19 protein-coding genes are annotated in these 26,494 nt (G+C 60.5%); 7 read left to right on the top strand and 12 right to left on the bottom strand.

What is annotated here, in order from left to right; all coding sequences use genetic code 11:
- Positions 1–398: 398 nt before the first annotated feature.
- Entirely contained in the window at positions 399–3,575 is a 3,177-nt protein-coding gene (gene rne / locus PG898_RS03495; RefSeq protein ID WP_270823542.1) for a ribonuclease E, read from the top strand.
- A 655-nt stretch (positions 3,576–4,230) separates the two neighbouring features.
- On the opposite strand, the gene PG898_RS03490 is transcribed toward rne, so the two are convergent.
- From PG898_RS03490 to apbC, 4 genes are all read right to left on the bottom strand, one after another.
- On the bottom strand, positions 4,231–5,703 hold the full coding sequence (locus PG898_RS03490; RefSeq protein ID WP_226172857.1) for an inorganic phosphate transporter: 1,473 nt from the start codon (positions 5,701–5,703) through the stop codon (positions 4,231–4,233).
- Positions 5,704–6,051: 348 nt separating this feature from the next.
- Positions 6,052–6,633: a dCTP deaminase gene (dcd, locus tag PG898_RS03485; RefSeq protein WP_005328350.1), complete on the bottom strand. Its 582-nt coding sequence runs from the start codon at positions 6,631–6,633 to the stop codon at positions 6,052–6,054.
- Between the two features lie 63 nt (positions 6,634–6,696).
- Positions 6,697–7,341 carry a uridine kinase gene (gene udk / locus PG898_RS03480; protein WP_041205758.1) on the bottom strand — a complete coding sequence of 215 codons (645 nt, stop codon included), beginning with the start codon at positions 7,339–7,341 and terminating at the stop codon, positions 6,697–6,699.
- Positions 7,342–7,449: 108 nt separating this feature from the next.
- Positions 7,450–8,532, bottom strand: coding sequence for an iron-sulfur cluster carrier protein ApbC (gene apbC, locus PG898_RS03475; RefSeq protein WP_270823539.1), 1,083 nt, complete (start codon positions 8,530–8,532; stop codon positions 7,450–7,452).
- A gap of 185 nt (positions 8,533–8,717) precedes the next feature.
- On the opposite strand from apbC, the gene metG reads away from it, so the two are divergent.
- Entirely contained in the window at positions 8,718–10,751 is a 2,034-nt protein-coding gene (metG, locus tag PG898_RS03470; protein WP_042650070.1) for a methionine--tRNA ligase, read from the top strand.
- Positions 10,752–10,818: 67 nt separating this feature from the next.
- On the opposite strand, the gene PG898_RS03465 is transcribed toward metG, so the two are convergent.
- Both PG898_RS03465 and PG898_RS03460 read right to left on the bottom strand, forming a co-directional pair.
- Positions 10,819–11,562 (bottom strand): CHAD domain-containing protein, encoded by a 744-nt coding sequence (locus PG898_RS03465; protein WP_139751574.1) that lies wholly within the window; start codon positions 11,560–11,562, stop codon positions 10,819–10,821.
- Between the two features lie 19 nt (positions 11,563–11,581).
- Positions 11,582–11,854 (bottom strand): acylphosphatase, encoded by a 273-nt coding sequence (locus tag PG898_RS03460; RefSeq protein ID WP_005328342.1) that lies wholly within the window; start codon positions 11,852–11,854, stop codon positions 11,582–11,584.
- 83 nt (positions 11,855–11,937) lie between these two features.
- Here PG898_RS03460 and PG898_RS03455 point away from each other — a divergent pair, with 83 nt between their 5' ends.
- Positions 11,938–13,368, top strand: coding sequence for a methyl-accepting chemotaxis protein (locus PG898_RS03455; protein ID WP_043131903.1), 1,431 nt, complete (start codon positions 11,938–11,940; stop codon positions 13,366–13,368).
- Positions 13,369–13,507: 139 nt separating this feature from the next.
- On the opposite strand, the gene PG898_RS03450 is transcribed toward PG898_RS03455, so the two are convergent.
- Positions 13,508–15,040, bottom strand: coding sequence for a flagellin N-terminal helical domain-containing protein (locus tag PG898_RS03450; protein ID WP_270823538.1), 1,533 nt, complete (start codon positions 15,038–15,040; stop codon positions 13,508–13,510).
- A gap of 338 nt (positions 15,041–15,378) precedes the next feature.
- Here PG898_RS03450 and PG898_RS03445 point away from each other — a divergent pair, with 338 nt between their 5' ends.
- On the top strand, positions 15,379–16,572 hold the full coding sequence (locus PG898_RS03445; RefSeq protein WP_043131905.1) for a class I SAM-dependent methyltransferase: 1,194 nt from the start codon (positions 15,379–15,381) through the stop codon (positions 16,570–16,572).
- Between the two features lie 415 nt (positions 16,573–16,987).
- Here the strand turns inward: PG898_RS03445 and PG898_RS03440 are convergent, their stop codons facing one another.
- Positions 16,988–17,632, bottom strand: coding sequence for a glutathione S-transferase family protein (locus PG898_RS03440; protein WP_043131908.1), 645 nt, complete (start codon positions 17,630–17,632; stop codon positions 16,988–16,990).
- Between the two features lie 327 nt (positions 17,633–17,959).
- Between PG898_RS03440 and selD the strand changes: the two genes are divergently transcribed.
- From selD to PG898_RS03425, 3 genes are read left to right on the top strand one after another with little or no spacing between them, the layout of a single operon-like run.
- Positions 17,960–18,997, top strand: a complete 1,038-nt coding sequence (gene selD, locus PG898_RS03435) for a selenide, water dikinase SelD (protein ID WP_043131909.1) — start codon at positions 17,960–17,962, stop codon at positions 18,995–18,997.
- Between the two features lie 52 nt (positions 18,998–19,049).
- Entirely contained in the window at positions 19,050–20,180 is a 1,131-nt protein-coding gene (gene mnmH / locus PG898_RS03430; RefSeq protein ID WP_043131911.1) for a tRNA 2-selenouridine(34) synthase MnmH, read from the top strand.
- Positions 20,174–20,818 carry an MBL fold metallo-hydrolase gene (locus tag PG898_RS03425; RefSeq protein ID WP_043131912.1) on the top strand — a complete coding sequence of 215 codons (645 nt, stop codon included), beginning with the start codon at positions 20,174–20,176 and terminating at the stop codon, positions 20,816–20,818. Before mnmH ends, PG898_RS03425 begins: the two co-directional genes overlap by 7 nt.
- On the opposite strand, the gene PG898_RS03420 is transcribed toward PG898_RS03425, so the two are convergent.
- From PG898_RS03420 to PG898_RS03405, 4 genes are all read right to left on the bottom strand, one after another.
- Positions 20,794–21,810: a response regulator gene (locus tag PG898_RS03420; protein ID WP_042650066.1), complete on the bottom strand. Its 1,017-nt coding sequence runs from the start codon at positions 21,808–21,810 to the stop codon at positions 20,794–20,796. The genes PG898_RS03425 and PG898_RS03420 overlap by 25 nt on opposite strands.
- Entirely contained in the window at positions 21,807–24,977 is a 3,171-nt protein-coding gene (locus PG898_RS03415) for a hybrid sensor histidine kinase/response regulator (RefSeq protein WP_270823537.1), read from the bottom strand. Before PG898_RS03415 ends, PG898_RS03420 begins: the two co-directional genes overlap by 4 nt.
- Before the next feature lie 203 nt (positions 24,978–25,180).
- Positions 25,181–25,468: a 50S ribosomal protein L25 gene (rplY, locus tag PG898_RS03410; RefSeq protein WP_041205748.1), complete on the bottom strand. Its 288-nt coding sequence runs from the start codon at positions 25,466–25,468 to the stop codon at positions 25,181–25,183.
- A gap of 163 nt (positions 25,469–25,631) precedes the next feature.
- On the bottom strand, positions 25,632–26,474 hold the full coding sequence (locus PG898_RS03405) for a hypothetical protein (RefSeq protein WP_043131914.1): 843 nt from the start codon (positions 26,472–26,474) through the stop codon (positions 25,632–25,634).
- Positions 26,475–26,494 lie beyond the last annotated feature (20 nt).

The following is a 26,494-nucleotide window of genomic DNA, read 5'->3' as shown; positions in this document are numbered from 1 at the left end:
ACCGCCGGCAGCCCTTGGCTGCATGCTTTGTTAAAAAATGGCGTCTTGCTATAAAAGTGGTTTAAATGGGATAATAAACAAGGTTTTGTCATTGTGTTCAAGCCTTGTACTAAGTGGCCAAAAAGTATGCCACCCAATCCCGAAACACCGTGTATACAAGAACATGACGGTTCCCGGGTGCGAGGTACAACGCATGGAGAACGCAAACAGAGCCGATTTAATTGTCTCCACACCGGTATCCTTAATTCATGCCTTCTCGAGAAGACTGAACCAGAGTGCCCTTAGTTTGCGCCTCATGCATACCCCAACCGGGAGGTTGCCCAAGCATGCTGAAGACCCGAGGCCGGCGCCGGCAGGATCCTGTGGAGGAATCAAAATGACAAAATAATGAGAACTCAATGAAAAGAATGCTAATCAACGCGACTCAGGAAGAGGAGTTGCGCGTAGCGCTGGTTGACGGACAACAGCTCTACGATTTGGATATTGAAAGTCCGGGACACGAGCAGAAAAAAGCGAACATTTACAAGGGTAAAATCACCCGCGTAGAACCCAGTCTTGAAGCTGCTTTTGTTGACTATGGCGCCGAGCGCCACGGTTTCCTGCCGTTAAAGGAAATCGCCCGCAATTACTTCCCCTCCGGTTACTCCTATCAGGGTCGTCCCAACATCAAAGAAGTGGTCCGCGAAGGCCAGGAAGTGATCGTCCAGATCGACAAGGAAGAGCGTGGCACCAAGGGTGCGGCCCTCACCACCTTCATCAGTCTGGCCGGCAGCTATCTGGTGCTGATGCCGAACAACCCCCGTGCTGGCGGTATTTCCCGTCGTATAGAGGGTGACGAGCGGACCGAGTTGAAAGAAGCCCTGAGCGGACTGACCGTGCCGGACGGCATGGGCCTCATCGTGCGTACCGCCGGTGTCGGCAAATCCCCGGAAGAGCTGGAATGGGATCTGAACGTTCTGCTCAACCACTGGGACTCCATCCACAAGGCGTCACAGGACCGTACCGCGCCCGTGCTCATCCACCAGGAGAGCAACGTGATCGTGCGTGCCATTCGTGACTATCTGCGCCGCGATGTCGGCGAGATCCTGATTGACAACCCGGTCATCTTCGAACGTGCCAAGTCGCACATTGAGCTGGTGCGCCCCGATTTCCTCAATCGCGTGAAGCTGTACAAGGGTGATGTCGCCCTGTTCAACCACTTCCAGATCGAGAGCCAAATCGAGTCTGCCTTCCAGCGTGAAGTGCGTCTGCCCTCCGGTGGCAGCATCGTCATCGATCCGACCGAAGCGCTGACCTCCATCGATATCAACTCCTCCCGCGCCACCAAGGGCGGCGATATCGAAGAGACGGCGCTGCAGACCAACCTGGAAGCGGCCGACGAAATTGCCCGTCAATTGCGTCTGCGTGACCTGGGTGGTCTGATTGTCATCGACTTCATCGACATGACGCCGGTTCGCCATCAACGCGAAGTGGAAAATCGTCTGCGTGAAGCGGTCCATCAGGACAGAGCCCGCATCCAGCTGGGCCGGATCTCCCGTTTCGGTCTGCTGGAAATGTCTCGCCAGCGTCTGCGTCCCTCCCTCAACGAATCCAGCAGCCACATCTGCCCCCGTTGCCAGGGTCAGGGTGTCATCCGTGACAACGAATCCCTCGCCCTGTCCATCCTGCGTCTCATCGAAGAAGAGGCCATGAAGGACAACACCGAGCAGGTTCACGGCCAAGTGCCGGTCGATGTCGCCGCCTATCTGCTCAACGAGAAACGCGCCGCCATCGCAAGCCTGGAACAGCGTAATGATGTTCGTGTTTACATCATTCCGAACCAGCATCTGGAAACCCCGCACTACGAAGTGACCCGCATCCGTCAGAACGAGATCCCGGAAGCGGCCAGCTACGAGCTGAAAACCGAGATTGCCAAGCCGGTCTACCAGCCCAAGCAGGCTCAGGTCATTGAGCGCGAGCAGCCGCTGCTGCAAGGCTTCGTCCAGGCACCTCAACCGGCCGTCTCTGTTGCCGCCCCTGCCCCCGTCACAGCACCGGCACCGGTTGCCGCCGAAGCGGGTCTGTTTGGCAAGTTGTTCAAGGCCATCTCCGGTCTGTTCGGCTCCGACACCGCCCAGGTTGAGGTGAAAGCACCCGCCGAGAAACCGGCCGCCCAACGGGAAGCGCGCAAGGATGAGGGTCACCGTCATCAGCGTGACGAAACCCGCAGCCGTGGCCAGCGTGGTCGTCGCGATGACAACCGCAGCAACCGCAACCCGGCCGACGCTGGCGAGAAGCGTGAAGGCGCTGCCAACCGCGAGGGTGGCGAGAGCCGCAACCGTCGTCCGCGTAAAGAGCGCGAGCCCCGTCAGGAGCGTGAAGCCCGTGGTGAAGTGCGTAGCGAACAGCGCATGGAACGTGAACCCCGTGGCGAAGTGCGCAACGAACCGCGTATGGATCGCGAACCCCGTGAGCCCCGTCAGGAACGTGAACCCCGCGCCCCGCGCCCGGCTCGCGAACCCCGTGCTCCGCGCGAGCCCCGTGCCGAGGTCGTGGTTGAAGCGGTAGAAACCGTCGAGACTGTCGCCGTCAGCGCCGAGCCGCGTCAGGAAAAAGAGCAGAAAGTGGCCGAGCGCCGCGAACGTCGCCAGCTGCGCAAGCAGGTTCGGGTCGATGTCGCCGCCACCGACACCCCTGTCCTGCCGGTAGACGAGCAGGCTCCTGATCTGGCCGAGACTGCGGCCGTGGTCGGTGAGCAAGAGGAGCAGACCGAAGGTCAGCGCCGCTCTCGCCGTACTCCGCGCAGCCAGCGGATCGAAGGCCAGCGTCGCAAACGCATCAACGAAGATGCCCGTGGCCAGCGTGATGATGAACCTCAGGCCGACGTGCAACTGACGACAGCCGCCCAGGCGGATGCTGCTCAGGTGAAGGTGGAAGAGCCCGCCGTGCCTGTCATCACCATCCCGAGTGCCGAGGCCGTTGCCGCCGCGCTGCAAGCCTCCTCCGCCCTGACCGAGCACGTGGTCGCCGAAGCCGTAGCCGAAGAGGCCCATGAGCAGGCGCAAGCGGCGGTGACCGAAGTCGCCGCCCCTGTGGTCGCCGAGGTGGTTGAAGCCCCCGTTGCAGTCGAAGCGGCTCCAGCCGCCATCGAGCCAGCCCCTGTTGCCATCGAAGCAGCTCCTGTCGCTGCCGAACCTGTGGCCGAGGTGGTTGTTGAGGAGACTCAGGTCGTGGTCGAGGCCAGCGTCGCTGACCAGGCTGTGGTAGAAGCCGCCCCCGTTGTGGTGGAGCCGGTTCCTGCCCCGCAAGCCGAGGAAGTAGTTCCTGCAGCCGAGCAGGTTGCCCCTGTGGTTGCACAGCCCGAGCCTGTTGTCGCCCCGCTAGTAACCAAGCCGGTTGCCAAAGGCGCTGGCGTACTGGCTCGTGCCCGCAAGGCTTCAGCCCCCATGGCAACGCCGGCAGCCGTGCCTGCCCCGGCCCCCCATGAGCCGGTTGAGCAGGCCCCGCTGGAGCGTAGCGAAGTCGTAAGCTCAGGCCGCCACGGTGGCAGCACAGCCGCCGTCAATGTAGCAACCAGCCCGGCGGGTCGTCCCTGATCCCCTAGCTTGTCTAGTCTGATAAAAGAGCCACACCTCGTGTGGCTCTTTTTTTGCCTGACAATTGGTCTGTGTCCTCAATCCCTTGCCCCCTTGCCCCCTTGCCCCCTTGCTCCTCTTCCTCTTTCAGGGAAGACAAACTCTGGTACCGGGGTTCTCTGCTCTGCACTCCCCTCCATCTCTTGCTTTGTCGCGACCAAGATGCCACGGACAATGCCATGGGGCGCCGCCCTAGCTCCTGTTATCCAGCCCTCTCGCTTTGTGGCAAGAGAGCCCGTCACAGGGCAAGTGCAAGTTTCCCCGCAACTCGACAAGGAATCATGGTCGGTCACACCGATGCCGAGCGGCGTGCGTCATGAGCGGATGCATTCAAGGAATGAAGGACGAGAGCCGAAGCCCTGATGAGAGGGTGAGACGATGGCTTAGCCCCCTAACAGACGAGATGGGCTGCGGTCAGCCCCTTCTGCTGACAAGAGGGGTAAATGAGGAAGAGGAAAGCTGGCGGGAAATTATCAGTAAATGAACACTCTTGTTTGATGGCATATGTGGCTTGTTTTGTCGGTTGCCGAGCATGGCGGCTAGCAGTGGCCGAATCGATCCCAGCCATGAAAAAAGGGCCCGCAGGCCCTTTGTCATTGATGCAGTGTTTTAGCTATCAGCCACCAAACAGGTTGTTGCTGATCAGGAACAGCCCGCCGGAGAGCAGCATGGTGAGCGGCAGGGTCAGGACCCAGGCCAGCAAGATGGTCTTGATGGTCTGGCTCTGCAGGCCTGATTTGTTCGCCACCATGGTCCCCGCCACCGCAGAAGAGAGGATATGGGTGGTGGACACCGGCATGCCGGTCAAGCTGGCCACCCCGATGGAGGCAGCAGCCGTGATCTGGGCGGCGATGCCCTGGCTGTAGGTCATGCCGGAAGAGCCGATCTTCTCGCCCACTGTGTAGACGATACGGCGCCAGCCCACCATGGTGCCACAGCCCAGCGCCAAGGCGATGGAGACGATGACCCAGGTCGGCGCGTATTCGGCCGTAGCGGTCAGATCCTTGCGCCATTTGGCCAGATCGGTCAGCTCCTTGGCTGGCAGCGGCAGCTTGGAGACCTTGCGAGCGGTATCATCGATACAGAGCAGCAGACGGCGCACCTCGCGGCGATCGGTCAGACTCATCTCCTCGTAGGTACGCACCTGGCCCAGACGGTTGTCCAGGGTGGCCATGGCCTCGAGGGCCTCACCGGCCTCGCAGTGAGTCATCAACTCTTCCTGGGCATGGGCAGGCACACTGAAGTTCACAACAGTGGAGACCTGCTCCTGGTTGCGCTGGTAGATTTCCATGATGCGCTGGTTGGCATCTTGGGTGCGGTCCAGATCGTAGGAGCGGCTGCTCATGTCCAGTGCGAAGTAGGCGGGCGCCATGCAGATCAGCACCAGCATCACCAGACCAATACCCTTCTGACCATCGTTGGAGCCGTGCACGAAGCTCACCCCCATGGCGGAACAAATCAAGGTCACACGGGCCCAGAACGGCGGATGTTTCTTGCCATCCACCAGCAGTCGCTCTTCCGGGGTTTTGTGGATCTTGCTGCCAAGCCAGACTCGCTTCATGGCGAACAGCAGCAAGGCGGCGATGATGAAGCCCACGGTGGGAGAGATGATGAGGGAGAGCATGATGTCGATCGCTTTACCGACGTTGATGCCCTCTTTCAGAGGCTGATCACTGATCAGGGCATAGGCACCGCCTACCCCCAGAATGGAGCCGATCAGGGTGTGAGAGCTGGACGCCGGGATGCCGAAGTACCAGGTTCCCAGGTTCCAGACAATGGCCGAGAACAGCAGGGAGAACACCATGATCAGACCCTGGGTCGAATCCATGCCGAGCAGTAGATCGATGGGCAGCAGATGGACAATGGCATAGGCCACCCCCAATCCCCCCATCATGACCCCGGCAAAGTTGAACAGGCCGGAAGCCACTACCGCGGTGTGTGCGGGCATGGCCTTGGTATAGATAACCGTTGCTACCGCGTTGGCGGTATCGTGAAAGCCATTGATGAACTCATAGGCCAGCACAAAAAAAACGGCCAATACCAAACCGATTGACCACCACAAACCCAAACCACTAAACATTTCAAACATAAAAAACGAACCTGTTTATGAGTTGCGGCGGATTATGCCAGAAGGCTCGGTGTGCCATACCCGTTGTTGAAATATTTCAGTAAGAAAAAAAAAGGGCATTCCGTCAGAAAATGTCTTAGGCCCAGCAGGAATGGGGCTTGTCATGGATTAATTAAAGGCCGTCTACACCTTGTGGATAGGCGCCAATCAACACCAAACATCCATCATTGGGCCACAAAACCAGCGATTTTATACGCGTTTTACCATCACGGCAGCGCATGGGGCGCCGTACAGCACGTCCCCTTCCCTTCGCAGAAAAAGCAAGAGGGTGCCGAAGCACCCTCTATATAAGCAGCATGAAGGCGGACATCAGTCCTGGTTGATGCGGCTTGCCACCGCGCCTTGCTGGCTCTTGTACTTGGCGTTTTCCCGCTTGTTGTAGGGACGGGCCGCGGCGCCGGAGAGCATCTCGAAGTTCAGCGCCCCTATCTTCATCTTGGGACGCAGCGCCAGCGGCAGCTTGCCACCGTTGTAGAACTCCAGCACGATGCGACCGGACCAGCCCGGATCGATGCGGTGCGCGGTGACGTGCACCATCAAGCCGAGGCGTGCCAGGGAGGAGCGTCCGTCCAGCCAGCCGACGATGTCCGCAGGCAGGGTCACGGATTCGTAGGTCACCGCCAGCGCCAGTTGCCCCGGGTGCAGATAGAAGGCTTCGCCGTCCGGGATGTGGATCTCGTCGCTCATCACCCGATCGATGGCATCGGCCATCTCGGCACTGGTACCGCCGAGGTCGATATAAGGCGCGGCATGATCGCGAAACACGCGAAACTCGTTGCCGAGCAGCACATCGACGCTGACGCCACTGATCCGCTCAACACCGGGCCTCGGCTCAATGACGATCTTGCCTTCATCCAGATGGCGTTCGATATCGGTATCACAAAGACGCATTCGGCGACTCTCCTGACAAAAGTTTCATTTAAAAAAGCCGGGCATCACCCGGCTTGTTTCATATCAACCAATCAACATGTGGCGGATACGCGCCTTGAGCATGTCGATGGCGATGCGGTTCTTGCCGCCACGGGGCACGATTACGTCCGCATACTGCTTGGACGGGTCGATAAACTGCATGAACATGGGGCGGACCGTCTTCTGATACTGCTTGAGGACGGAGTCCATGGTACGGCCACGCTCTTGCACGTCACGCACCAAACGGCGCAGCAGGCAGATATCCAGCGGGGTATCCATGAAGATGGAGGCATCCATCAGCTCACGCAGACGACTGTCGGTCAGCAGCAATATGCCTTCCAGGATGATGACCCGGCGCGGTGCGAAAGCGGTGACTTCGCTCATGCGCGTGTGTTCGGTATAGGAGTATTGGGGGATATTGACGGCATCCCCTTGCACCAGCTGGGTCAGATGCTGCACCAGCAGATCGTGATCCAGGGCATTGGGGTGGTCATAGTTGGTCTTGACCCGCTCTTCCATGGTCAGGTGGGTCTGATCACGGTAGTAGCAATCCTCGGTGATCACACCAATCTGACCTGCGCCCAGCTCGGCCACCAGCTCTTCGTAGATGGTTTGAGCGATAAGACTCTTGCCGGATGCGGATGCACCAGCAATACCGATGATCACACACGAATGTTGAGTATCAGACATTGAAAATACCTAAAGAGAAGAGCACTGGGGATTGTTTAAACCGATCCATTATATAAAAAAGGGTGGGCCATGCCCACCCCAAATCCATTGCAACCGGCCGACAGCCGATTATTCGTCCAGCGCCACCGTGTAGAGCGGGGTCGAAATCGGTTTACCGCTGAAATAGAGTTCAGCCCCCACCCGACGGGCCAGTTTCAGATAGGCCTCAGCCAGCCCGCCTTCCGGTGAACCGAACACGGTGGGACAGCCATCGTCCATGTGCTGGCGGATGTCGATGTGCAGCGGCAACTGACCAAGCAGCGCCACTTGATACTGCTCAGCCATCTTCTTGCCGCCACCGGTACCGAACAGCGCCTCGTGATGACCACAGGCACTGCAGACGTGATAACTCATGTTCTCGACGATGCCGAGCACCGGCACATTGACCTTGTTGAACATGGCGATCCCCTTGCGGGCATCCGCCAGTGCCACATCCTGCGGGGTGGTGACGATCAGGGCGGCCGTCGTAGGCACCTGCTGGGCCAGGGTGAGCTGGATGTCCCCTGTGCCCGGGGGCATGTCCACCACCAAGTAATCCACCTCGCCCCAGCGGGTCTCGTGGAGGATCTGCGCCAGCGCCTTGCTAGCCATGGGGCCGCGCCAGATGGTGGCATCCTGCTCCGCCACCAGATAACCGATGCTGTTGGTCTTGAGACCGCAGGCCATGACGGGCTCCATCAACTTGCCATCCAGGCTGTGGGGGCGCTCCTTGAGGGTCCCCATCATGGTCGGAATGGAGGGGCCATAGATGTCCGCGTCCAGAATGGCGACCCGCGCCCCCTCCTTTTGCAGCGCCAGCGCCAGGTTGACGGCGGTGGTGGACTTGCCCACCCCTCCCTTGCCGGAGGCCACCACCAGGATGTTGCGAATGCCCTGTACCGCCGCCAGTTGCTGGGCGCGAGGCATGCTCGCCACCTCGATGTCGCACTGCCAGTCGACGATGGCGGCGCCCGTGGCGGCCCTGATGTGCGCATCAAACGTTTCTTTCATCTGTTCAAACAGGGTCTGACCGGCAAAGGGCAGCACCAGCTTGATGGTCAGGGTCTGCTCATGCTGCTCGACGGCACGCACAAAACCGGCTGCAACCAGATCCTGGCCCCATCCGGCCGGCTTAAATTCGGCAAGGATCTGTTTTACTGAATCAATCACCATTAACTCCCCATTATGTTGTCGTTATCCTGAGGTGAACGGTTACCGCACACAAATCAGTGGCTTGCCGACGCCTTGCTGTTCCTGTCAGCCAAGGCCCCGGGGGCCACAACCCTAGGCAGGCCGCCCCCAATTCGGGTAACATGCTCGGCACTGTATCATCCCAACAGGCACATCAAGAACGTATTATGGCAACTGATCCTCGTAGAATGCTGGTAACCTGCGCCCTCCCCTATGCCAACGGCTCCATCCATCTTGGCCACATGCTGGAACACATCCAGGCCGATATCTGGGTTCGTTATCAGCGAATGCGTGGCAATCAGGTGCATTTCGTCTGTGCCGATGACGCGCACGGCACTCCCATCATGCTCAAGGCGCAGCAGATGGGGATCACTCCCGAGGAGATGATCGCCGCCGTATCCCAGGAGCATCAGGGGGATTTTGCCGGCTTCAACATCAGCTTCGACAACTACCACTCGACCCACAGCGACGAGAACCGCGAGCTGGCCGGGCTCATCTATGGCCGCCTCAAGGAGTCCGGCAAGATCAAGATCCGCACCATCTCCCAGCTGTTCGATCCGGAAAAGTCCATGTTCCTGCCGGACCGCTTCGTCAAGGGTACCTGCCCCAAGTGCAAGTCCCCGGAACAGTACGGTGACAACTGCGACGCGTGCGGCGCCACCTACAGCCCGACCGAGCTTATCGATCCGAAATCCGCCGTCTCCGGTGCGACTCCTGTGATGAAGGACTCCGAGCACTTCTTCTTCGATCTGCCCCAGTTCGAAGCCTGGCTCGCCGACTGGGTGCGTGGTTCAGGCGCCATCCAGGAAGAGATGGCCAACAAGATGCAAGAGTGGTTCGAATCGGGTCTGCAGCAGTGGGACATCACCCGCGACGCCCCCTACTTCGGCTTCGAGATCCCGGGCGCCCCGGGCAAGTACTTCTACGTCTGGCTGGATGCCCCCATCGGCTATATGGCGTCGTTCAAGAACCTGTGCGACAAGCGCGGCGACATCGACTTCGACAGCTACTGGAAGGCAGACTCCGACGCCGAGCTCTATCACTTCATCGGCAAGGACATCGCCTACTTCCACTGCCTGTTCTGGCCGGCCATGCTGGAAGGAGCGGGTTTCCGCAAGCCGACCAAGGTCAACGTGCACGGCTATGTGACCGTCAACGGCGCCAAGATGTCCAAGTCCAAGGGCACCTTCATCAAGGCCTCCACCTACTTGAAGCACCTGGATCCCGAGTGCCTGCGTTACTACTACGCAGCCAAGCTCAACAGTCGCATCGACGATCTGGACTTGAACCTCGAAGACTTCGTCTCCCGGGTCAATGCGGACGTGGTCAACAAGCTGGTGAACCTGGCTTCCCGCAACGCCGGCTTTATCGCCAAGCGTTTCGACGGCAAGCTGGCCGATGTGTGCAGCGAACCCGAACTCTATAACGAGTTCGCGAGCGCCCGTGCCTCTATTGCCGATGCCTACGAGGCCCGTGAGTTCAGCCGCGCCATCCGCGAGATCATGGCGCTCGCCGACAAAGCCAACCGCTATGTGGATGACAAGGCTCCCTGGGTCATTGCCAAGCAGGAAGGGGCGGATGCACAGCTGCAGGACGTCTGCTCCGTCGGCATCAACCTGTTCCGGGTGCTGATGGCCTACCTCAAACCCGTCATGCCGCACCTGGCCGAGCGCGCCGAAGCCTTCCTGGGCGAGACCCTCTCCTGGGATGGCGTGGCCAAGCCGCTGACCAACCACCAGCTGGCCCCGTTCAAGGCGCTGTTCTCCCGCATCGAGCCCGCCAAGGTGGAAGCCATGGTGGAAGCCTCCAAGGAAGATCTGGCCAAGGAGCAGGCGCCAAAAGCGACAGGTCCCCTGGCAGACGACCCCATCAGCGAGACCATCAGCTACGAGGATTTTGCCAAGATTGACCTTCGCGTCGCCCTGATCAAGAAGGCAGAAGCCGTACCGGAAGCGGAGAAGCTGCTCAAGCTGCAACTGGATATCGGTGGCGAGACCCGTCAGGTGTTTGCCGGCATCAAGTCCGCCTACAATCCGGAAGATCTGGAAGGCAAGCTGACCGTGATGGTAGCCAACCTGGCACCGCGCAAGATGCGCTTTGGCATGTCCGAGGGCATGGTGCTGGCCGCCGGCCCGGGCGGCAAGGATCTCTGGATCCTGGAGCCCCAGGAAGGCGCCCAGCCAGGTATGCGCGTCAAGTAAGCGCAGTCGACATCCAATTGAAAAGAGAGGCCCGGCGCCTCTCTTTTTTTATCCCTTTTTCTTCCCGCTAATCTTGGCGCTGCAACGCCATCCGCAGACCAACAAGCTCCGCCTGTCGGCAGTCCAGCTGGTGCAACTGGCAACGTATCGCCTCCCGCAGGGCGCGTACTTTCTTGTCACGCCCCTTCTCGCGACGCAGCCGCCTGCGCCATTGCCGCGCGTCTTGCAACTGACCCAGCCTATCCTGCCACTCGATCAGCATGGAGAGCCAGGCCGGATCGCCCTCCCCCTGTCCCACCAGCAGCTCCACCCCATAGCGGGTCTGCTTCAGAACCAGCCGCAACCTGTGCCAGTGGCGCAGCCGCAGCCTGTTGCCGGCCGACGGTCTCTCCAGCCCGGGCTCGGCCAGGCAATCCGCCAGACCGAGCGCGAGATGCATCTGAAAAAGCGGCAGGGGATTGAAGTCGGCAGGGACTTGCAACAATCGGTCCAGCCAGCGAGCCAGTCGTACCGTCAGCATGGGCACCCGGGGCACAACCTCGGGTTGAGCCTTGCCACCAAAGTGCGCCGCATAGACCTGGGCATCCCGCAGGGCGGAGAGTCTGCCCGCCGCACGCATCAGTCGCCGCTCCAACCCGGGCTCATGGATCAGGGGACGCCACAGGGCGAGCAGGGCGAGCAGGCGACGGGTCGCAATCCGGTAGGCATGGACCTCCTCCGAGCCCGCCCGCTGGCGCAGGGCCAGGGTGGCGGCCCAGTATTGATCCATGAGACAGCGTGCCTGCTCTAGCCCCTTACCCTGATCCATCATCTGCCGGCCTCCTGCCTGCTCAGTTGGTATGAAAACCGGATCCCGCAGGAGGCAATGCCCGGGTGCACTCCATCTTGGTCACAGTGGCCGTTCGGGGCCCGTGTTCCAGCCAGCCCAGCATCATCTGCACCTTCTGCTCAGGACCGGCGATGAGGATCTCCACAGAGCCATCCTCCAGGTTGTAGGCATGTCCTCTGAGCCCCAGCTGCAGTGCCCGCTCCCGGGTGAAGTAACGAAACCCCACCCCCTGTACCTGGCCCCACACCCGCACGATAAACGATTGCTCTCCCATTTATCACACCTTCCCCTTAAGAAATTTTCCCCCAAGGCGATAATGAGCACGACACTCTCTCCCTTGCAGGACGCAATACCATTATGAAAGAAGTTAAATTCCGGTGGGTTGACCGTTATCTCATTCACCTTACGATCAGCGAAAAATTTCTCATCACCTTCTGGTGCCCCTTGTTGTTCATCGCCTTCCTCACCTGGTACTTGCTGGCCGACGGTCATGATCAGCAGATGCAGATCCGGCTGGATCAACTCAAGCAACGGGTAGAGACCACGGCCCAGCTGATCACCCAGCAGCCCACCCTCACCCTGCCGGCCGAGCTCACCCTGGCGCCCACCGGCAGTGCCGGTCTGACCCAGCAGGGCGATCGCTTTCAATATAGTGCCCAGGCCGGTCAGGCCGGTTTTGTCAGCGGCACCCTGGATGCCGGCAACTTTTCCATGTGGGATGGACAGGGGACGACCCTCACCATCATCGCCGTGCTGGCCGCCCTGCTTGCCCTCATCACCCACTATCTGATGACCTTCGTCTCCGGGGCCCTCTACTCCACCAACAAGGCGCTGCAGACGGTGGCGAACGGGGATCTCACCTTCCGCCTCAACTTCTTCCCGGTGCGGGACGAGTTCTCCATCCTGGCGGGCAGCATAGACCGCTTCACCGATCGCCAGCACAAAATAGTGAAACTGGTGGAGGAGTCCGCCGTAGCACTCACCATGGCCGCCGACGAGTTCCGCGAGCACGCCAGTGACGGAGAGACCCTGGCCCGCGCCCAACGCCAGCACATGGACTCCCTGGCCGCCGCCATGGAGCAGATGTCGGCGGCAATCCGCGAAGTGGCCCGCAACGCCAACGACACCCTGCTGCAGACCCGCCAGTCCAGCGAGGAGGCAGCCAACGGCGCCCAGCGGGTGGCTCGCACCATAGCCGCCATCCGTACCCTGGCGGACGAGATAGGCAACGCCTCAGGCGCCGTCGAGCGGCTGACCCACAATGCCAACCGCATCAACGAAGTGGTCAACGTCATCAACGCCATCTCCCAGCAGACCAACCTGCTGGCGCTCAACGCCGCCATCGAGGCCGCCCGGGCCGGCGAGCAGGGCCGCGGCTTTGCCGTGGTGGCAGACGAGGTGCGTACCCTCGCCAGCCGCACCCAGCAGGCCACGGTGGAGATCCAGCAGATGATTGAAGAGTTGCAGGCCGGCACAGGGGCGCTCAACGACATCATGGAGAAGACGGTCGGGCGCGCCGCCAGCAGCCAGCAGCTCATCACAGAAGTGGGGCAGGACATCGACAAGCTGAGCAACCACAGCGACGCCGTGCTGGAGATGAGCACCCAGATCGCCACCTCCAGCGAAGAGCAGAGCTCGGTAGCTGAAGAGATCACCCGCAACCTGGATCAGGTGCGCCACGAGGCCAGCCGGGTGGAAGAGTCCGCCAGCGCCTCGGTCGCCGGCACCGCCGGCCTCAAGGCCACCGCCACCGAGCTCGGCCAGGCCATGACGGGCCTGCGGATCTAAAGTACTGAGCATGTCCGGTCCTGGGATAGGACGAGATCATTCCAACTTGCCTTCTGTTACTCAAATTCCCCGATGTTCCGCATCGGGGAATTTAATTTAAGAGTCTCATTCGGCCGTTACAGCTCCATATGCAACAAGCTCAGGACTGCAACAAACTCAGCGCCAAGTTGGGGCGGCTATTGGCCTGACTCAATATGCTGGTACTGGCCTGCTGCAAGATTTGGATTCGAACCATGCGTGCAGACTCGCTGGCCATGTCGGCATCCCGGATCCGTGAGCGGGCAGCACTCAGGCTTTCATTGCTGATGCTCAAATTACGCCCCCTTGCCTCAAGTGCATTTGCTTGAGCCCCAATATGGGAACGCTGTACACCGAGCTGCTTCATACCTGCATCCAGTGTCTTGATGGCACGACTGGCATTGCTCTCGTTCAGTACGTCTACGTTGTCTACCGTATATTTCTGCTTATCTTGAAGGAAAAAACCAAGGGAGCCCAAGGTGTTACCTTCCATATCAATATTTGAATATTGAGTACCCGAAGAGCTGAGCTCAAGTTGTCCAATATAGGTCGTGCTGCTCACATCCGTGAGCAAGGCCGAGAGTGACGGATTGGCGGAGATAGGTGGAACTGGGGGTGCTGGAGGGGCTGGCTGAGGTGGCTGGGGTGGATGAGTGGTGCCATTCGCCAGAGTAAGACTCTTTCCCTGGGAGCTATTGATGGTGAGCTGATTATTGGCAGGATCGTTGCTATATGAGCCACTGACAGAAAAACCAAGACCGGCGGATTGTGCCGCCAGGTTGATCCGATGGACAACCGTTGCCATCAACCAACTATTCTCCGACGTTGGGTTCACAGGATCCCAGCCAGTCATGTCGATGCCCGTCGTCAAATCCACTGTCTGTCCTTCGATATCGATATAGGAGGGAAGAGTGGACAGATCGATTGACGACCTTACCGAAAATGGATGCTGCACAGCCTCCACCGGACCCTGATTATTGGGAAAGCTGGTGCTATTGATGTCGGAGACAAAGGCTTCCATCGTTGAATAGTTCTTGTCAAACGTCACGCCATTGAGCGTGATTGGCTGTACCCCAAGCTGTAAACCATCAATGCTGTGAGCGCCGGGTTTGCTGCTGACTGGGCTGCGGGACTGCCAAACCATTTCGCCCAAATTTTTGGTCTGTGCATTCATATCCGTGATGACCATGTTTTGGCCAGCATAAGCCCCGATAGAAAATATCCCCTTATATGTCCCGGCCAATAGACTTTGCCCGGCAAACGTCGTCTTGGTCGCGATCCGATCCATTTCCAGGCGCATCTGCTGGAATTCAGCATTGAGTGCGGCGCGGTCATCCGCCGAATTGATGCCACTGCCCGCTTGCAGAGCAAGCGTCCGCATACGCTGCATGAGATTCATCGATTCATCCATCGCCCCATCGGCCACATTGATGACGGAGACGGCATCGTTGACATTGCGAATAGCCCCATTGGTACCATTGATTTCGCTGGTCAGACGATTACTGATCTGAAGTCCTGCCGCATCATCCGCTGCACTGTTGATACGCAGACCCGAGGATAAACGCTTGAATACAGAGTCAAAAGTACCCAATGTAGTACCGAGATGACGTTGTGCCGTCATCGCGGAAACATTGGTACGAACAGAGAGTGACATGATGTGTCCACCGAAGAAGATAAGATTCAATTTAGTCTTCAATCACTATCGACATCACCATATAAATCTTTATAAAAAACTGACTGGCAAGATGCAAAATATTAATAATTTCAACGTTCCCAAGCATCGATGACCTCTTCATGGCGCTTCGCGATGAGATAAAAGGTCATCATGACTGCCATCCCACAGTTGCTTTCACCTTGAGAAACACCTCACGGCGTTTTCTTGCTATTGACCATCTGCAACAGCCCATCTTATCCATGCACGCAAACTCTGGCTTAGCAACGCAGTTGCACTTAGAATGTGGCCCCTTTTCTATTGACCATCTGGCAACTCCCATGAGCGCTTCCATCTATCTCGTCAAAGGCCGCGAAAAATCCCTGCTGCGCCGTCACCCCTGGATCTTCTCCAAGGGGATCGACAAGGTGCAGGGCAACCCCATCGATGGCGATACCGTCGAGATCTACTCAAACGATGGCAAGTGGCTCGCCCGGGGCGCCTGGTCAGGCAGCTCCCAGATCCGTGCCCGGGTCTGGACCTTCGACAAGGACGAGACCGTCGACCTCGACTTCTTCATCCGCCGCCTCAAATATGCGCAAGAGTCCCGGGATCCGCTGATCAAGCGTCAGGGTCTCACCGGCTATCGCCTGTGCGCCGCCGAATCCGACGGCCTGCCGGGCCTGACCATCGACCGCTACGCCAACTTCCTGGTGTGCCAGATCCTCTCCGCCGGTGCCGAGTTCCAGCGCGACCTCATCACCCAGGCCCTGCGTACCCTCTACCCGGAGTGCAGCATCTATGAGCGCTCCGACGTGGCGGTACGCAAGAAAGAGGGGCTGAAAGAACGCACTGGCGTCATCCATGGCGAGACGCCCACCGAGCCTGTGGTGATCGAGGAGAACGGCGGCGTCAAGATCCTGGTGGACATTCGCAACGGTCACAAGACCGGCTTCTATCTGGATCAGCGTGACAACCGCCAGGCCGCCGCCAAGTACACCGAAGGCAAGCGAGTGCTCAACTGCTTCTGCTACACCGGCGGTTTTGGCGTCTATGCCCTCAAGGGCGGCGCCAGGGAAGTGGTCAACGTGGACCTCTCCCAGAATGCGCTGGACATCGCCCGCCAGAACGCCGAGCTGAACGGGCTGGATACCAGCACCACCCAGTTCGTGCGTCACGACGTGTTCAAGCTGCTGCGTGAATACCGCGAGAAGGGCGAGAAGTTCGACGTCATCGTGCTGGATCCGCCGAAGTTTGCCGAAAGCAAGGCCCAGCTGCTGGGTGCCTGCCGCGGCTACAAGGACATCAACATGCTGGCGTTCCAGCTGCTGGCGCCGGGCGGCGTGCTGCTGACCTACTCCTGCTCCGGCCTGATGGAGCAGAGCCTGTTCCAGAAGATTGTGGCCGATGCGGCGCTCGATGCCGGTCGCGATGCCCAGATCCTGGAGCTCTTGTCCCAGGCTTCCGATCACCCCATAGGTACCGCCTATCCGGAAGGCTTCTACCTCAAGGGTCTGGTGGTACGCGCCCGCTAAGCCGCGCCAACCAGCGCTGGCACAGTGCCAGACCAGGGCTTGATGGCAAGCCATACCCTAGAGAAGGCCCGCTAGCGATAGCGGGCCTTCTCTGTTTTACGTCCCCAAGAGATAACGAGGCTCACTCCGTCTGTCCCCTCCTCAACTGGCCGCTACTCCTCACGTGCCCTCGCCTTTAGCCAAGGTTCATGCTCACTGGCAGATGGCACTCACCAGCGGTGAACATGGTCGATTACTTTATGCAAAAATATGAAAATAAAATCACATACCTTGGAAAATCCTCGGGGAAATATCAGACAAAAGCGCATCAAAACTCATTTTCCTGCATATAACACGCCCCCCCCCTCTCCCGACCATTCCCCCGTCCGACATCAGTGCTGGGTTGGTTACCTTCTGCCGGGATCTCGCGCCCGGCTCAGTCACGGGCCGGCGCCCCCAGGGGGAAGTAGTGGCGGTAGGGCCTCGCCTCATCCACCACCCGGACTATGGAGGGGTGACTCAGCAGACGGGCACGGTAGGCACGCAGCCTGGTGAGTGAGTGCGGGATTTCATGGGCCCAGTCGGCATAGAAGAGCGAGGGGGCGGCGGCGCAATCGGCCAGGGTGAACGCCTCCCCTGCCGCCCAGGTGCGTCCGGCAAGGTGTTCGTCAAGCCAGGGGTAGATCTTGTCCAGCAGCTCCCTGGCCTGGGCGACGCCATAGCCATCGTGATCTCCCGCCGGGCGCATCCTGTCCAGCACCACCTTCTGCATCGGTGTCATCACATAGTTGTCAAACAGGCGGTCGAGCATGTGAACCTCGATCCCATCCTCCCCCGCGGGCACCAGACAATGGGGGCCGGGATGCGCGCATTGGAGATATTCGATGATGGTGCTGCTTTCTATCAGGGTGCGCCCCTGATCCACCAGCACAGGAAAGCGCTTGAGGGGCCAGAGACTGGCGAGTTCGGCCTTCACCGCCGCCGCCTCCAGGTTCAAGTAATCGAAGGGGACGTCATTCTCGTAGAGGGCGATCAACACCTTCTGGCTGTAGGACGAAAAGGGATGGGCATAGAGTTTCATCGGGATCACTCCTGTGTGGGTGGCGCCCTGCCAGTTTATTCCCATCTGCCCTCGTCTGCCGCCTGGGCCATCCAGGACACTGATGAGGCAGCAGTCTCTTGGCCCTCTTGCCGTCAATGGGGTTCGGAATCCTCACCCTCTTTGTGGCATAATGCGCCGTCCCGTGACTCCGTTGGCGCGACCCTGGGGGCCAGACTCTCAATGCCATCCGGCACACCCTGCCGGCCCGCCGCCCATCCGGATCACCGTCTCTGGTGGACCCTCACAGGGGTCGCACCCTTATCGCGTCACGCGCGCCGACATGAGTTTGAACCAAGAGGGGTAAGCATGTCTTCCATTCGTCTGACCCAGTACAGCCACGGCGCTGGCTGCGGCTGCAAAATCTCCCCCAAGGTGCTCGACACCATTTTGAAGAGCCAGATCCCGGGCTTTGACGACCCGACCCTGATCGTCGGCAACAGCAGCAAGGATGACGCCGCCGTGGTGGACATCGGCAACGGTCAGGGCATCGTCTCCACCACCGACTTCTTCATGCCCATCGTCGATGACCCCTTCACCTTTGGCCGCATCGCCGCCACCAACGCCATCAGCGACATCTACGCCATGGGTGGCAAGCCCATCGTCGCCATCGCCATCCTCGGCTGGCCCATCAATACGTTGGCGCCGGAAGTGGCTCAGCAGGTGATCGACGGTGGTCGCCAGGTGTGTCATGAGGCCGGTATTTCGCTCGCCGGTGGCCACAGCATCGATGCCCCCGAGCCCATCTTCGGCCTCGCGGTGACCGGCATAGTGCCGCTGGGTGCCATCAAGCAGAACGACACCGCCAAGGTGGGAGACACACTCTATCTGACCAAGCCCCTTGGCATCGGCATCCTCACCACGGCCCAGAAGAAGGGCAAGCTCAAGCCCGAGCACGAGCAACTGGCCCCCAACGCCATGTGCACTCTCAACAAGATTGGCCAACGCTTTGCCGAGCTGCCCGGCGTGCATGCCATGACGGACGTGACCGGTTTCGGGCTGGCGGGCCACCTGCTGGAGATGTGCGAAGGCTCAGGGGTGTGCGCCCGCCTGGATTTCAAGGCGCTGCCATTGCTAGACGAGGTGGATCACTACCTGAGTGAGGGCTGCGTACCAGGCGGTACCCTGCGCAACTTCGACTCCTATGGTCACAAGCTCGATGCCATGAGTGATCGCACCCGCAACATACTGTGCGATCCGCAGACCAGCGGCGGCCTGCTGGTGGCCGTCGGTCAGGAAACCGAGGCCGAATTCCTCGCCATTGCCGAGCAGGCCGGGCTGGCCCTCTCCCCCATTGGCCGCTTGCAGCCACTGGATGGCGCGCGCTTTATCGAGGTCATCCAATGAGTGCACTGCGGTTTGTCGCCCCGACGGTTCTGACCTGTCAGAGGGATGCACGATGAGTGAACTGCCGCTCGAAACGAACCTGGCGCGCATCTTCCTGGAAGACGTGCCCCTCATCGATCTGCGCGCCCCCGTCGAATTTAAGGAAGGGGCCTTCCCCAACGCCGTCAGCCTGCCGCTGATGACGGATGACGAACGCGCCCAGGTGGGTACCTGTTACAAGCAGCAAGGTCAAGCGGCGGCCATCGAACTCGGCCACAAGCTGGTGGGGGGCGCCGTGCGCGCCACCCGTATTGAAGGATGGCTGGCGCAGTTGCGCCAGCAGCCCGATGCCCTGCTCTACTGTTTTCGCGGTGGCCTGCGCTCGCAGACAGTGCAGCAGTGGCTGGCTGATGAAGGTGTCATCCGCCCGCGGGTGGCCGGCGGCTACAAGGAGCTGCGCCGCTTTCTCATCGATACCCAGGAGAGCGCCAGCGCCCAGTGTCACTGGAGTGTGCTGACCGGCATGACCGGCTCCGGCAAGACCCACATGCTGGCGAAAATTGCCCAGTCGGTGGATCTGGAAGGGCACGCCCATCACAGGGGATCCTCCTTTGGCCAGTTGCCGGGGGGACAGCCCAGCAACATCAACTTCGAGAACCGGCTGGCCATCGAGCTGCTCAAGCGCCGTCACAATGGCGAACATGCCTTCGTGGTCGAAGACGAGAGCCGCCTCATCGGTCGCTGCGCCCTGCCGCTGAACCTCTATGAGGCCATGTGCCAAGCTCCCCTGGTGGTGGTAGAGGTGCCTCAGGAGGAACGGGCCGAGCAGATCCGGGTGGATTACGTGCAGGATCTCTGGCAACGCTATCTGGAAATGTACGGCAGCGAGGCGGGTTGGCCACAGTTTGCCGGTTACCTGACCGATGCCCTGGCCCGCCTCAAGCGTCGCCTCGGTGACAAGGACCACCGGGAGCTGGATGACCTGATGCAGGCAGCGCTCAAGGAGCAGGCCAACACGGGGGATACGGCGCTGCACCTCGCCTGGATCCGCCTGCTGCTGACCCGCTACTATGACCCCATGTACCTCTATCAACTGAACAACAAGCGCGAGCGGATCCAGTTTCGTGGTGACAAGCAGGCCTGCCTCGCCTACTTCGCCGAACAGCACGCCCGTCAGACCCATCAGGAGAGTCCCACATGTTGAAGTTCGAGGTGATCCCGGTCACCCAGTTTGCCCAGAACTGCTCCCTCATCTGGTGTGACGAGACCAACCAGGCTGCGCTGATTGACCCCGGTGGCGAGGCGGAGAAGCTGCTGGCGGCCATCGCCAGGCGGGGGCTGACCCTGACCCATATTCTGCTGACCCACGGGCATCTGGATCACGTGGGGGCGGCGGCCGAGCTGCGGGAGAAAACCGGTGTGGCCATCACGGGGCCCCACAAGGAGGATGCCTTCTGGCTCGACATGCTGCCCCAACAGAGCCAGATGTTCGGCTTCGCCCATACCCCCGTGTTCACGCCGGATCACTGGCTTGAGCAAGGTGACAAGGTGCAGTTGGGCCAGTGCGAGCTGGAGGTCTATTTCTGCCCCGGCCACACCCCGGGGCACATAGTGCTGCTCAATCAAGCCGAACGACTCGCCTGGGTGGGAGACGTGCTCTTTGCCGGCAGCATAGGCCGCACCGATTTCCCCCGCGGGGATCATGCCACCCTGATCCGCTCGATCACCGAGACCCTGCTGCCCCTTGGCGATGACATCGTCTTCGTGCCGGGCCATGGCCCCAGCTCCACCCTGGGTCGCGAGCGGGTCAGCAATCCCTACCTGACGCAACCTATCTGGTAATCCCCCCGCGCCTCGCGGGTGTCCCACTGAGTCTTGAGGCGCAAGATCTCCGGCATGATCTCGAGAAAACGTGCGAGCAGCCGGGGATCGAAGTGCTGACCAGCACCGTCACGCATCGTCGCCAGCACCTGCTCCAGAGGCCAGGGGTCCTTGTAGGGGCGACGCACGCTCAGGGCGTCAAACACATCGGCGATGGCCACGATCCGCGATGCCTCGGGGATCCCTTCGCCGGTTTCTCCTGCGGGGTAACCCGAGCCATCCCACTTCTCGTGGTGATGCAGGGCAATCTCCGCCGCCATGCGGAAGATAAGCCCGTCGGAGCGTTTCAAGATTTCGTAACCGATACGCGGATGGGTACGCATGATGGCCCACTCCTCTTCGGTCAGGGGGCCGGGCTTCTTGAGGATGTGATCGGGGATCCCGATCTTGCCCATGTCATGCATGGGAGCCGCCAGCTCCAGCAGGTCCGACTGCTCCGGGCTCCAGCCAACCGCATCGGCCAGGGCACGGGCATAGGCGGCCATGCGCCAGATATGCACACCGGTGTCGGTGTCGTTGTAGTGACCCGCCTCGCTCAGCATCACGATGGCGGTACGGTAGCTGCGCTCGAGCTGATCGAGACGCACCAGGGAGAGGTGGTTGCGCACCCGGGCGCGCACCGTGCTCGGGCAGACCGGCTTGTAGATGTAATCCACCCCGCCCGCCTCGAAGCCCTGACTCTCGCTGTCTGCGTTGTCGCTCGCCGTGATAAAGAGCACCGGGATCCCGGCATACGCCGGATCGGCCTTGAGCCGGCGGCACACCTCATAGCCGTCCATGTCGGGCATGCGCACGTCAAGCAGGATCAGGGCTGGCTCGTGGCGACCCACGGCGGCCAGCCCTTCCTCCCCCCCCTTGGCAAAGAAGAGGTTGTACTCTTCCTTGAGGATTTGCCGCAGCAGCCCAAGGTTACTCGGCTCGTCGTCGATGATCAGCACTCGCGGTCGATTCATGGTGCAGGTTCCTCACGCTCCTCCAGATAATCCTCCAGCTTGCGGGTGGCGAACGGGATATCGAACAGCTCCAGAGCCGCACTTATTTCACTCACCAGCTCGCAAGGCAGGTAACTCTTGGCCTGACTCAGCGCCGGCTCAATCAGATCCAGATCCTCACTCACCAGGGCCTGATGCAGGGCGTGCAAGCACGCCTCCCGCGCCTCCCCCTGGGCCTGCGGGGAGCTGACTGCGCCCGGCTCGCGCCCGGCATAGGTATCGATGGACTGTTGCGCCCGCTCCAGCGCCTCGAGGAAGGGAGCGATGAGCTGACTGGTGTCGCCTCCCTGCTCGATGGCCTCGTTCAGCTCGGCGCTGACGCGCGCCACATCGGTGAGCGACAGGCTGCCCGCCACCCCCTTTATCTTGTGTGTCAGGCTCGCGGCCGCATCGGTCTCGTGCTGGGCGATATAGTCAGGCAACACGGTGCCGACCGTCATGTAGTCATCGCGAAAACGGCGCAGGTACTTGAGATAGACCGAGGCTTCGCCCCAGTTGCGAAGTCCGGTATCGATATCGATGCCGGCCACCGGCTCCTGGACGAGGGGCTCGTCGCTCACGGCGAGCGGCAGGACGCTGTCCGGGAGATAGCGCAACAAGGTCGCGATGAGCTGCTCCACATCGAGCGGCTTGGCGATGAAGTCGTTCATGCCACTGGCCAGCGCCGCCTCGCGCTGATCCTTGAACACCCCGGCGGTGAGAGCCAGCACGGGAGTCTCCTCCCGTCCCGGCAGTTGGCGCAGGCGACGGGTCGCCTCGTAGCCATCCATCACTGGCATCTGTACGTCCATGAGCACCAGATCGATGCGCCGCGCCGGATCGGCGAGACAAGCCAGGGCCCGCTCTCCGTCGATGGCGGTGATCACCTCAGCCCCTTCCCGTTGCAGCAAGCGGGTCGCCACCTCCAGGTTGATGTCGCTGTCATCGACCAGCAGTACATGTACGCCCGGCAGCCGCAGACGGCGCTGGCCACTCTCCAGCGGCTCCACGTGCTCGCGCTTCTCGTGAATGAGGCGCGCCACCGCGTTGTAGAGGCTGGAGCCGGTGACCGGTTTGTGCAGCACCAGATCCACCTGTTCCGAGCCGGGACGGTGCATCAGTTCGTCCTGGGAATAGGCGGTCGCCATGATGATGATGGGTGAACGCTCCTGCCGCTCGAAGGCACGGCGAATAGCCAGGCAGGTCTCGAGCCCGTCCATGCCCGGCATGATCCAGTCGAGCAGAATCACGTCGAAGCGCTCACCCTGGCGCAGCAGGTGGTGCAGCGCCTGCTCACCGGATTCCACTACCCGTGACTGCCAGCCGAGGGAACCCACCGTCATCGACAGGGCGTCGCGAGTCACCTGATTGTCGTCGGCGATGAGCAGCGAGATGTGTTGCAGACGCTCGCTCAAGGCCTCGGGCCGTTCCACCTGCTCCAGCCGGACGCGGAACCAGAACTCGCTCCCCTTGCCCAGTTCACTGGTGACGCCGATCTCTCCCCCCATCAGGTTCACCAGGCGGCGACTGATGGTCAGGCCAAGCCCGGTTCCCCCGAAACGGCGGCTGGTGGAGGAGTCTGCCTGGGAGAAGGCATTGAAAATATTGGCCTGCTGCTCGGGCGGAATGCCGATCCCGGTGTCGCGCACCCGAAACAGCAAGGTGGCCATGCCATCTTGCTCGGCTTCCAGCTCGACCTTGACCTCCACCTCCCCGCGCTCGGTAAACTTGATGGCATTGCCGGTCAGGTTGAGCAACACCTGCTCCAGGCGCAGGGCATCCCCAATCAGATGGGAAACCTGCTCGGGGGCACTGCTCACCACCAGTTCGAGGTGCTTCTCGCCAACGCAGGTGGACATGATGGCCGCCACATGATCGAGCACCTCTTCCATGCTGAATGGCACCCGCTCAAGCTCGAGCCGGTCCGACTCAATCTTGGAAAAATCGAGGATGTCGTTGATGATCCCGAGCAGCGCCTGTCCGGCCTGGTGGATCTTGCGTACCAGAGCATGCTGACCATCGTCGAGCCCTCCCTGCTCGAGCAGGTAGGTCAGCCCCATGATGGCGTTCATGGGGGTACGGATCTCGTGGCTCATGTTGGCAATGAAATCCCCTTTGACCTGCGCCAGCCTGGCCGCCTCCTGCTGCGCCAGTTGCTCCCGACGCCGGCTGCGCACCAGCGCGGCCACGCCGGCACCGAAAAGCAACAGCAGCATGGCGCAGGTGACCGAGATGCTCCCCCAGATGTGAGTGCGAATGGCCAGCAGCTCGCTGCGCGGTACCAGAGAGGCGGCTTTCCAGATCAGCTGATCGTGATTCTGTGCCGGGTACAGGGTGGTCCAGCTCCACAGCCCATCGGCAGACTCCATCTGGCCACTCGGAGCGCCCCAGAACGCATGCCAGGCCTGGGGAGAAGCGTGCTTCAGGGTGAGTTCCGGGCGGTCGAGCATGAAACCCCACTCCTGAGATGGGTCCGGGCTACGCAGCCAATAACCGTCCTGGTTGAACAGCATGGTGTGATCCGTCGCCTTGCCGCTGCTGTTGGCGAACGCCTTGAGCATACGAGCAGCCTGCACGTTGATGAGCAGCAAGCCAAGATCATGTCCCCCAAGGCGAAGGCGCTTGGCAATGCGGATCATGGGGTTGAAGGGGCGATCGATCACCCCGTGTTCAACGTTGAGATCGAGCGGAGAGACGTAGACTCGCTCCCAGGGCAACGCCATGGCGTCGCGAAAATAATAACGCTCCACCTTGTTCTGCAACTGCTCGTCCGCCACACGCAGCAGGCGCTGGCCCTGACGATCGATGCGTACCCGCTCCATTCCATCCGGGGCCAGCCAACGCACCTGGGCATAGTCGGGATTACGGTTCATCAGGATGGTGAACTGGACTGCCATGGTGTCACGGTCATTGCGACTCGCCGCCTCGAGCAGGATGGGTTCTTCCGATATGCTGCGCACATGGCGCAGCGGCACCGCCAGCTCGTCGTCAAGACGGCCGCTGGCGAGCGCCAGGAAGGTGCTCTCATCGCTGCGAACGCGGTAGAGCTCGCGCTCAATCAGTGCATTGCCCAGCAGATACCCCCCCGCCAGGACCAACAGCAGAATAGGTGAAAACAGCAGGAAATATGCCCGTACGATTCCCTTCATAACGGTCAACATCACCCCAGAAAATGGCCTTGAATGAATACCTTGTGGACATCAGAGCACCACAACACGTGTCCTGCTGTCAATCATGCCTGCAAGTAAAGACCAATAGTGCTGTTCGAGTATTTTATTTTCCCGACAAAAATACCGTAAAACAAAGAGGCCACCCGATTGGGTGGCCTCTTTACAGGAAAGTTCGTTGCCGATTAGACGCGAACGAAATCCAGGTGAACCAGCTTGTAACGTACCGGGTGACGTTGGATCGCCTTGACGTTTACTTTTACTTCTTCGCCGTTGATGACCAGGGTCAGCTCGGAGGAGTAGAACTCCGGCTTCTCTTGGGCCAGGATCAGCTTTTTGTGGTCCAGGGTAACGGACACGGCTTCTTTGCCTGCACCGTAAACGATGGCAGGAACTTGGTCAGCATGACGCAGGCGGCGGCTCGCACCTTTCCCCAGGTCAGAACGGACTTCAGCTTGGAATACGAAAGACATAGTGGTTATCTCTTTTAAGATGAATATATGGTGTTGACTGCGACCGGTCAGCACCTCGCAAAACGAGCGCGAATACTAGCATGGGCCTGGGGTGGATACAAGGTACGAGCGACTCGCCATCCATACCTCCCTGCCGCGGCACCAGATCATATCCGAACGCAGCTCAGCGCTGCTGCTCCAGGCGGGCAAATTGCTGCTGACGCTGGGCCGGGCTCATGGCGTCGAACCGAGCCAGGGTCTCGGCATTGGGGCAATAGAGACGCTGGCCTGTTTGTACCCTTATCCCCTTGCCCATCCCGGGGCGGTTCTCCTCCACCAGCGCCAGCAGATAGCTGTAGGTATCAGACCCGCTGCCCACCTGCGCCTGGAGCTGGCTGGCGATGCGCCAGAGCGTCTCCCCCGCCGCGACCTGGTGGCAGACTCGCGATGCCCCTTCCGCCGCTGTCGTAGACAGGGTCAGAGTGGACCCCTCGGCTCCCTGGCCGAGGGCAGCGATCTGAACAGCCCCGATCTGAGCGGCGGTTCTCTGAGGGATAGGCGCCGCCCGCCCAATCAGGTTGGCCAGCAGCGGCTCAGCCTCCGGCATTCGTCCCCTCCCCGCACTCGCCCCCGGCAAGGAGAACTCGGCGATGAAGGGTGCCACCCCCAGTTCCTGAGAAGAGAGAGAGGTGGTGGTGACGGGCAACACGGATGAATGCGGGGCCATGCCATAGGCCATCTCATCGATGCGCTTGAGCCTGGCCAGATAGGCCTTGGAGAGCTGGGCCTCCCCTTCGAACAGATCGAAGGGGGGCACCAGACGGGCAGGAAACAGGATCTGCCAGCGGCCGTTCTTTTTTTTCTGCTCCAGCGGCGGGAACTGATTGCCCCGCCAGGCGGCGAAGATGGGCGGCACGGCCCTGTGCACCGGATAGTACTCCGGATTGAGCTGCACCCAGGTTTGCTCCGCAATGGGCTGATAGCCGCTGATGTTGACCAGCGCAACCCCCAACCAGATCCCCAGCATGTGATGGCCTCCCTTCCTGC

It is taken from the genome of Aeromonas sp. QDB31, from assembly GCF_027707605.1.
In the GTDB taxonomy this organism is placed as follows: Bacteria; Pseudomonadota; Gammaproteobacteria; order Enterobacterales; family Aeromonadaceae; genus Aeromonas; species Aeromonas media.
The sequence above is the reverse complement of the archived record's forward strand: the minus strand, read 5'-3'. Positions and strand labels throughout refer to the sequence as shown.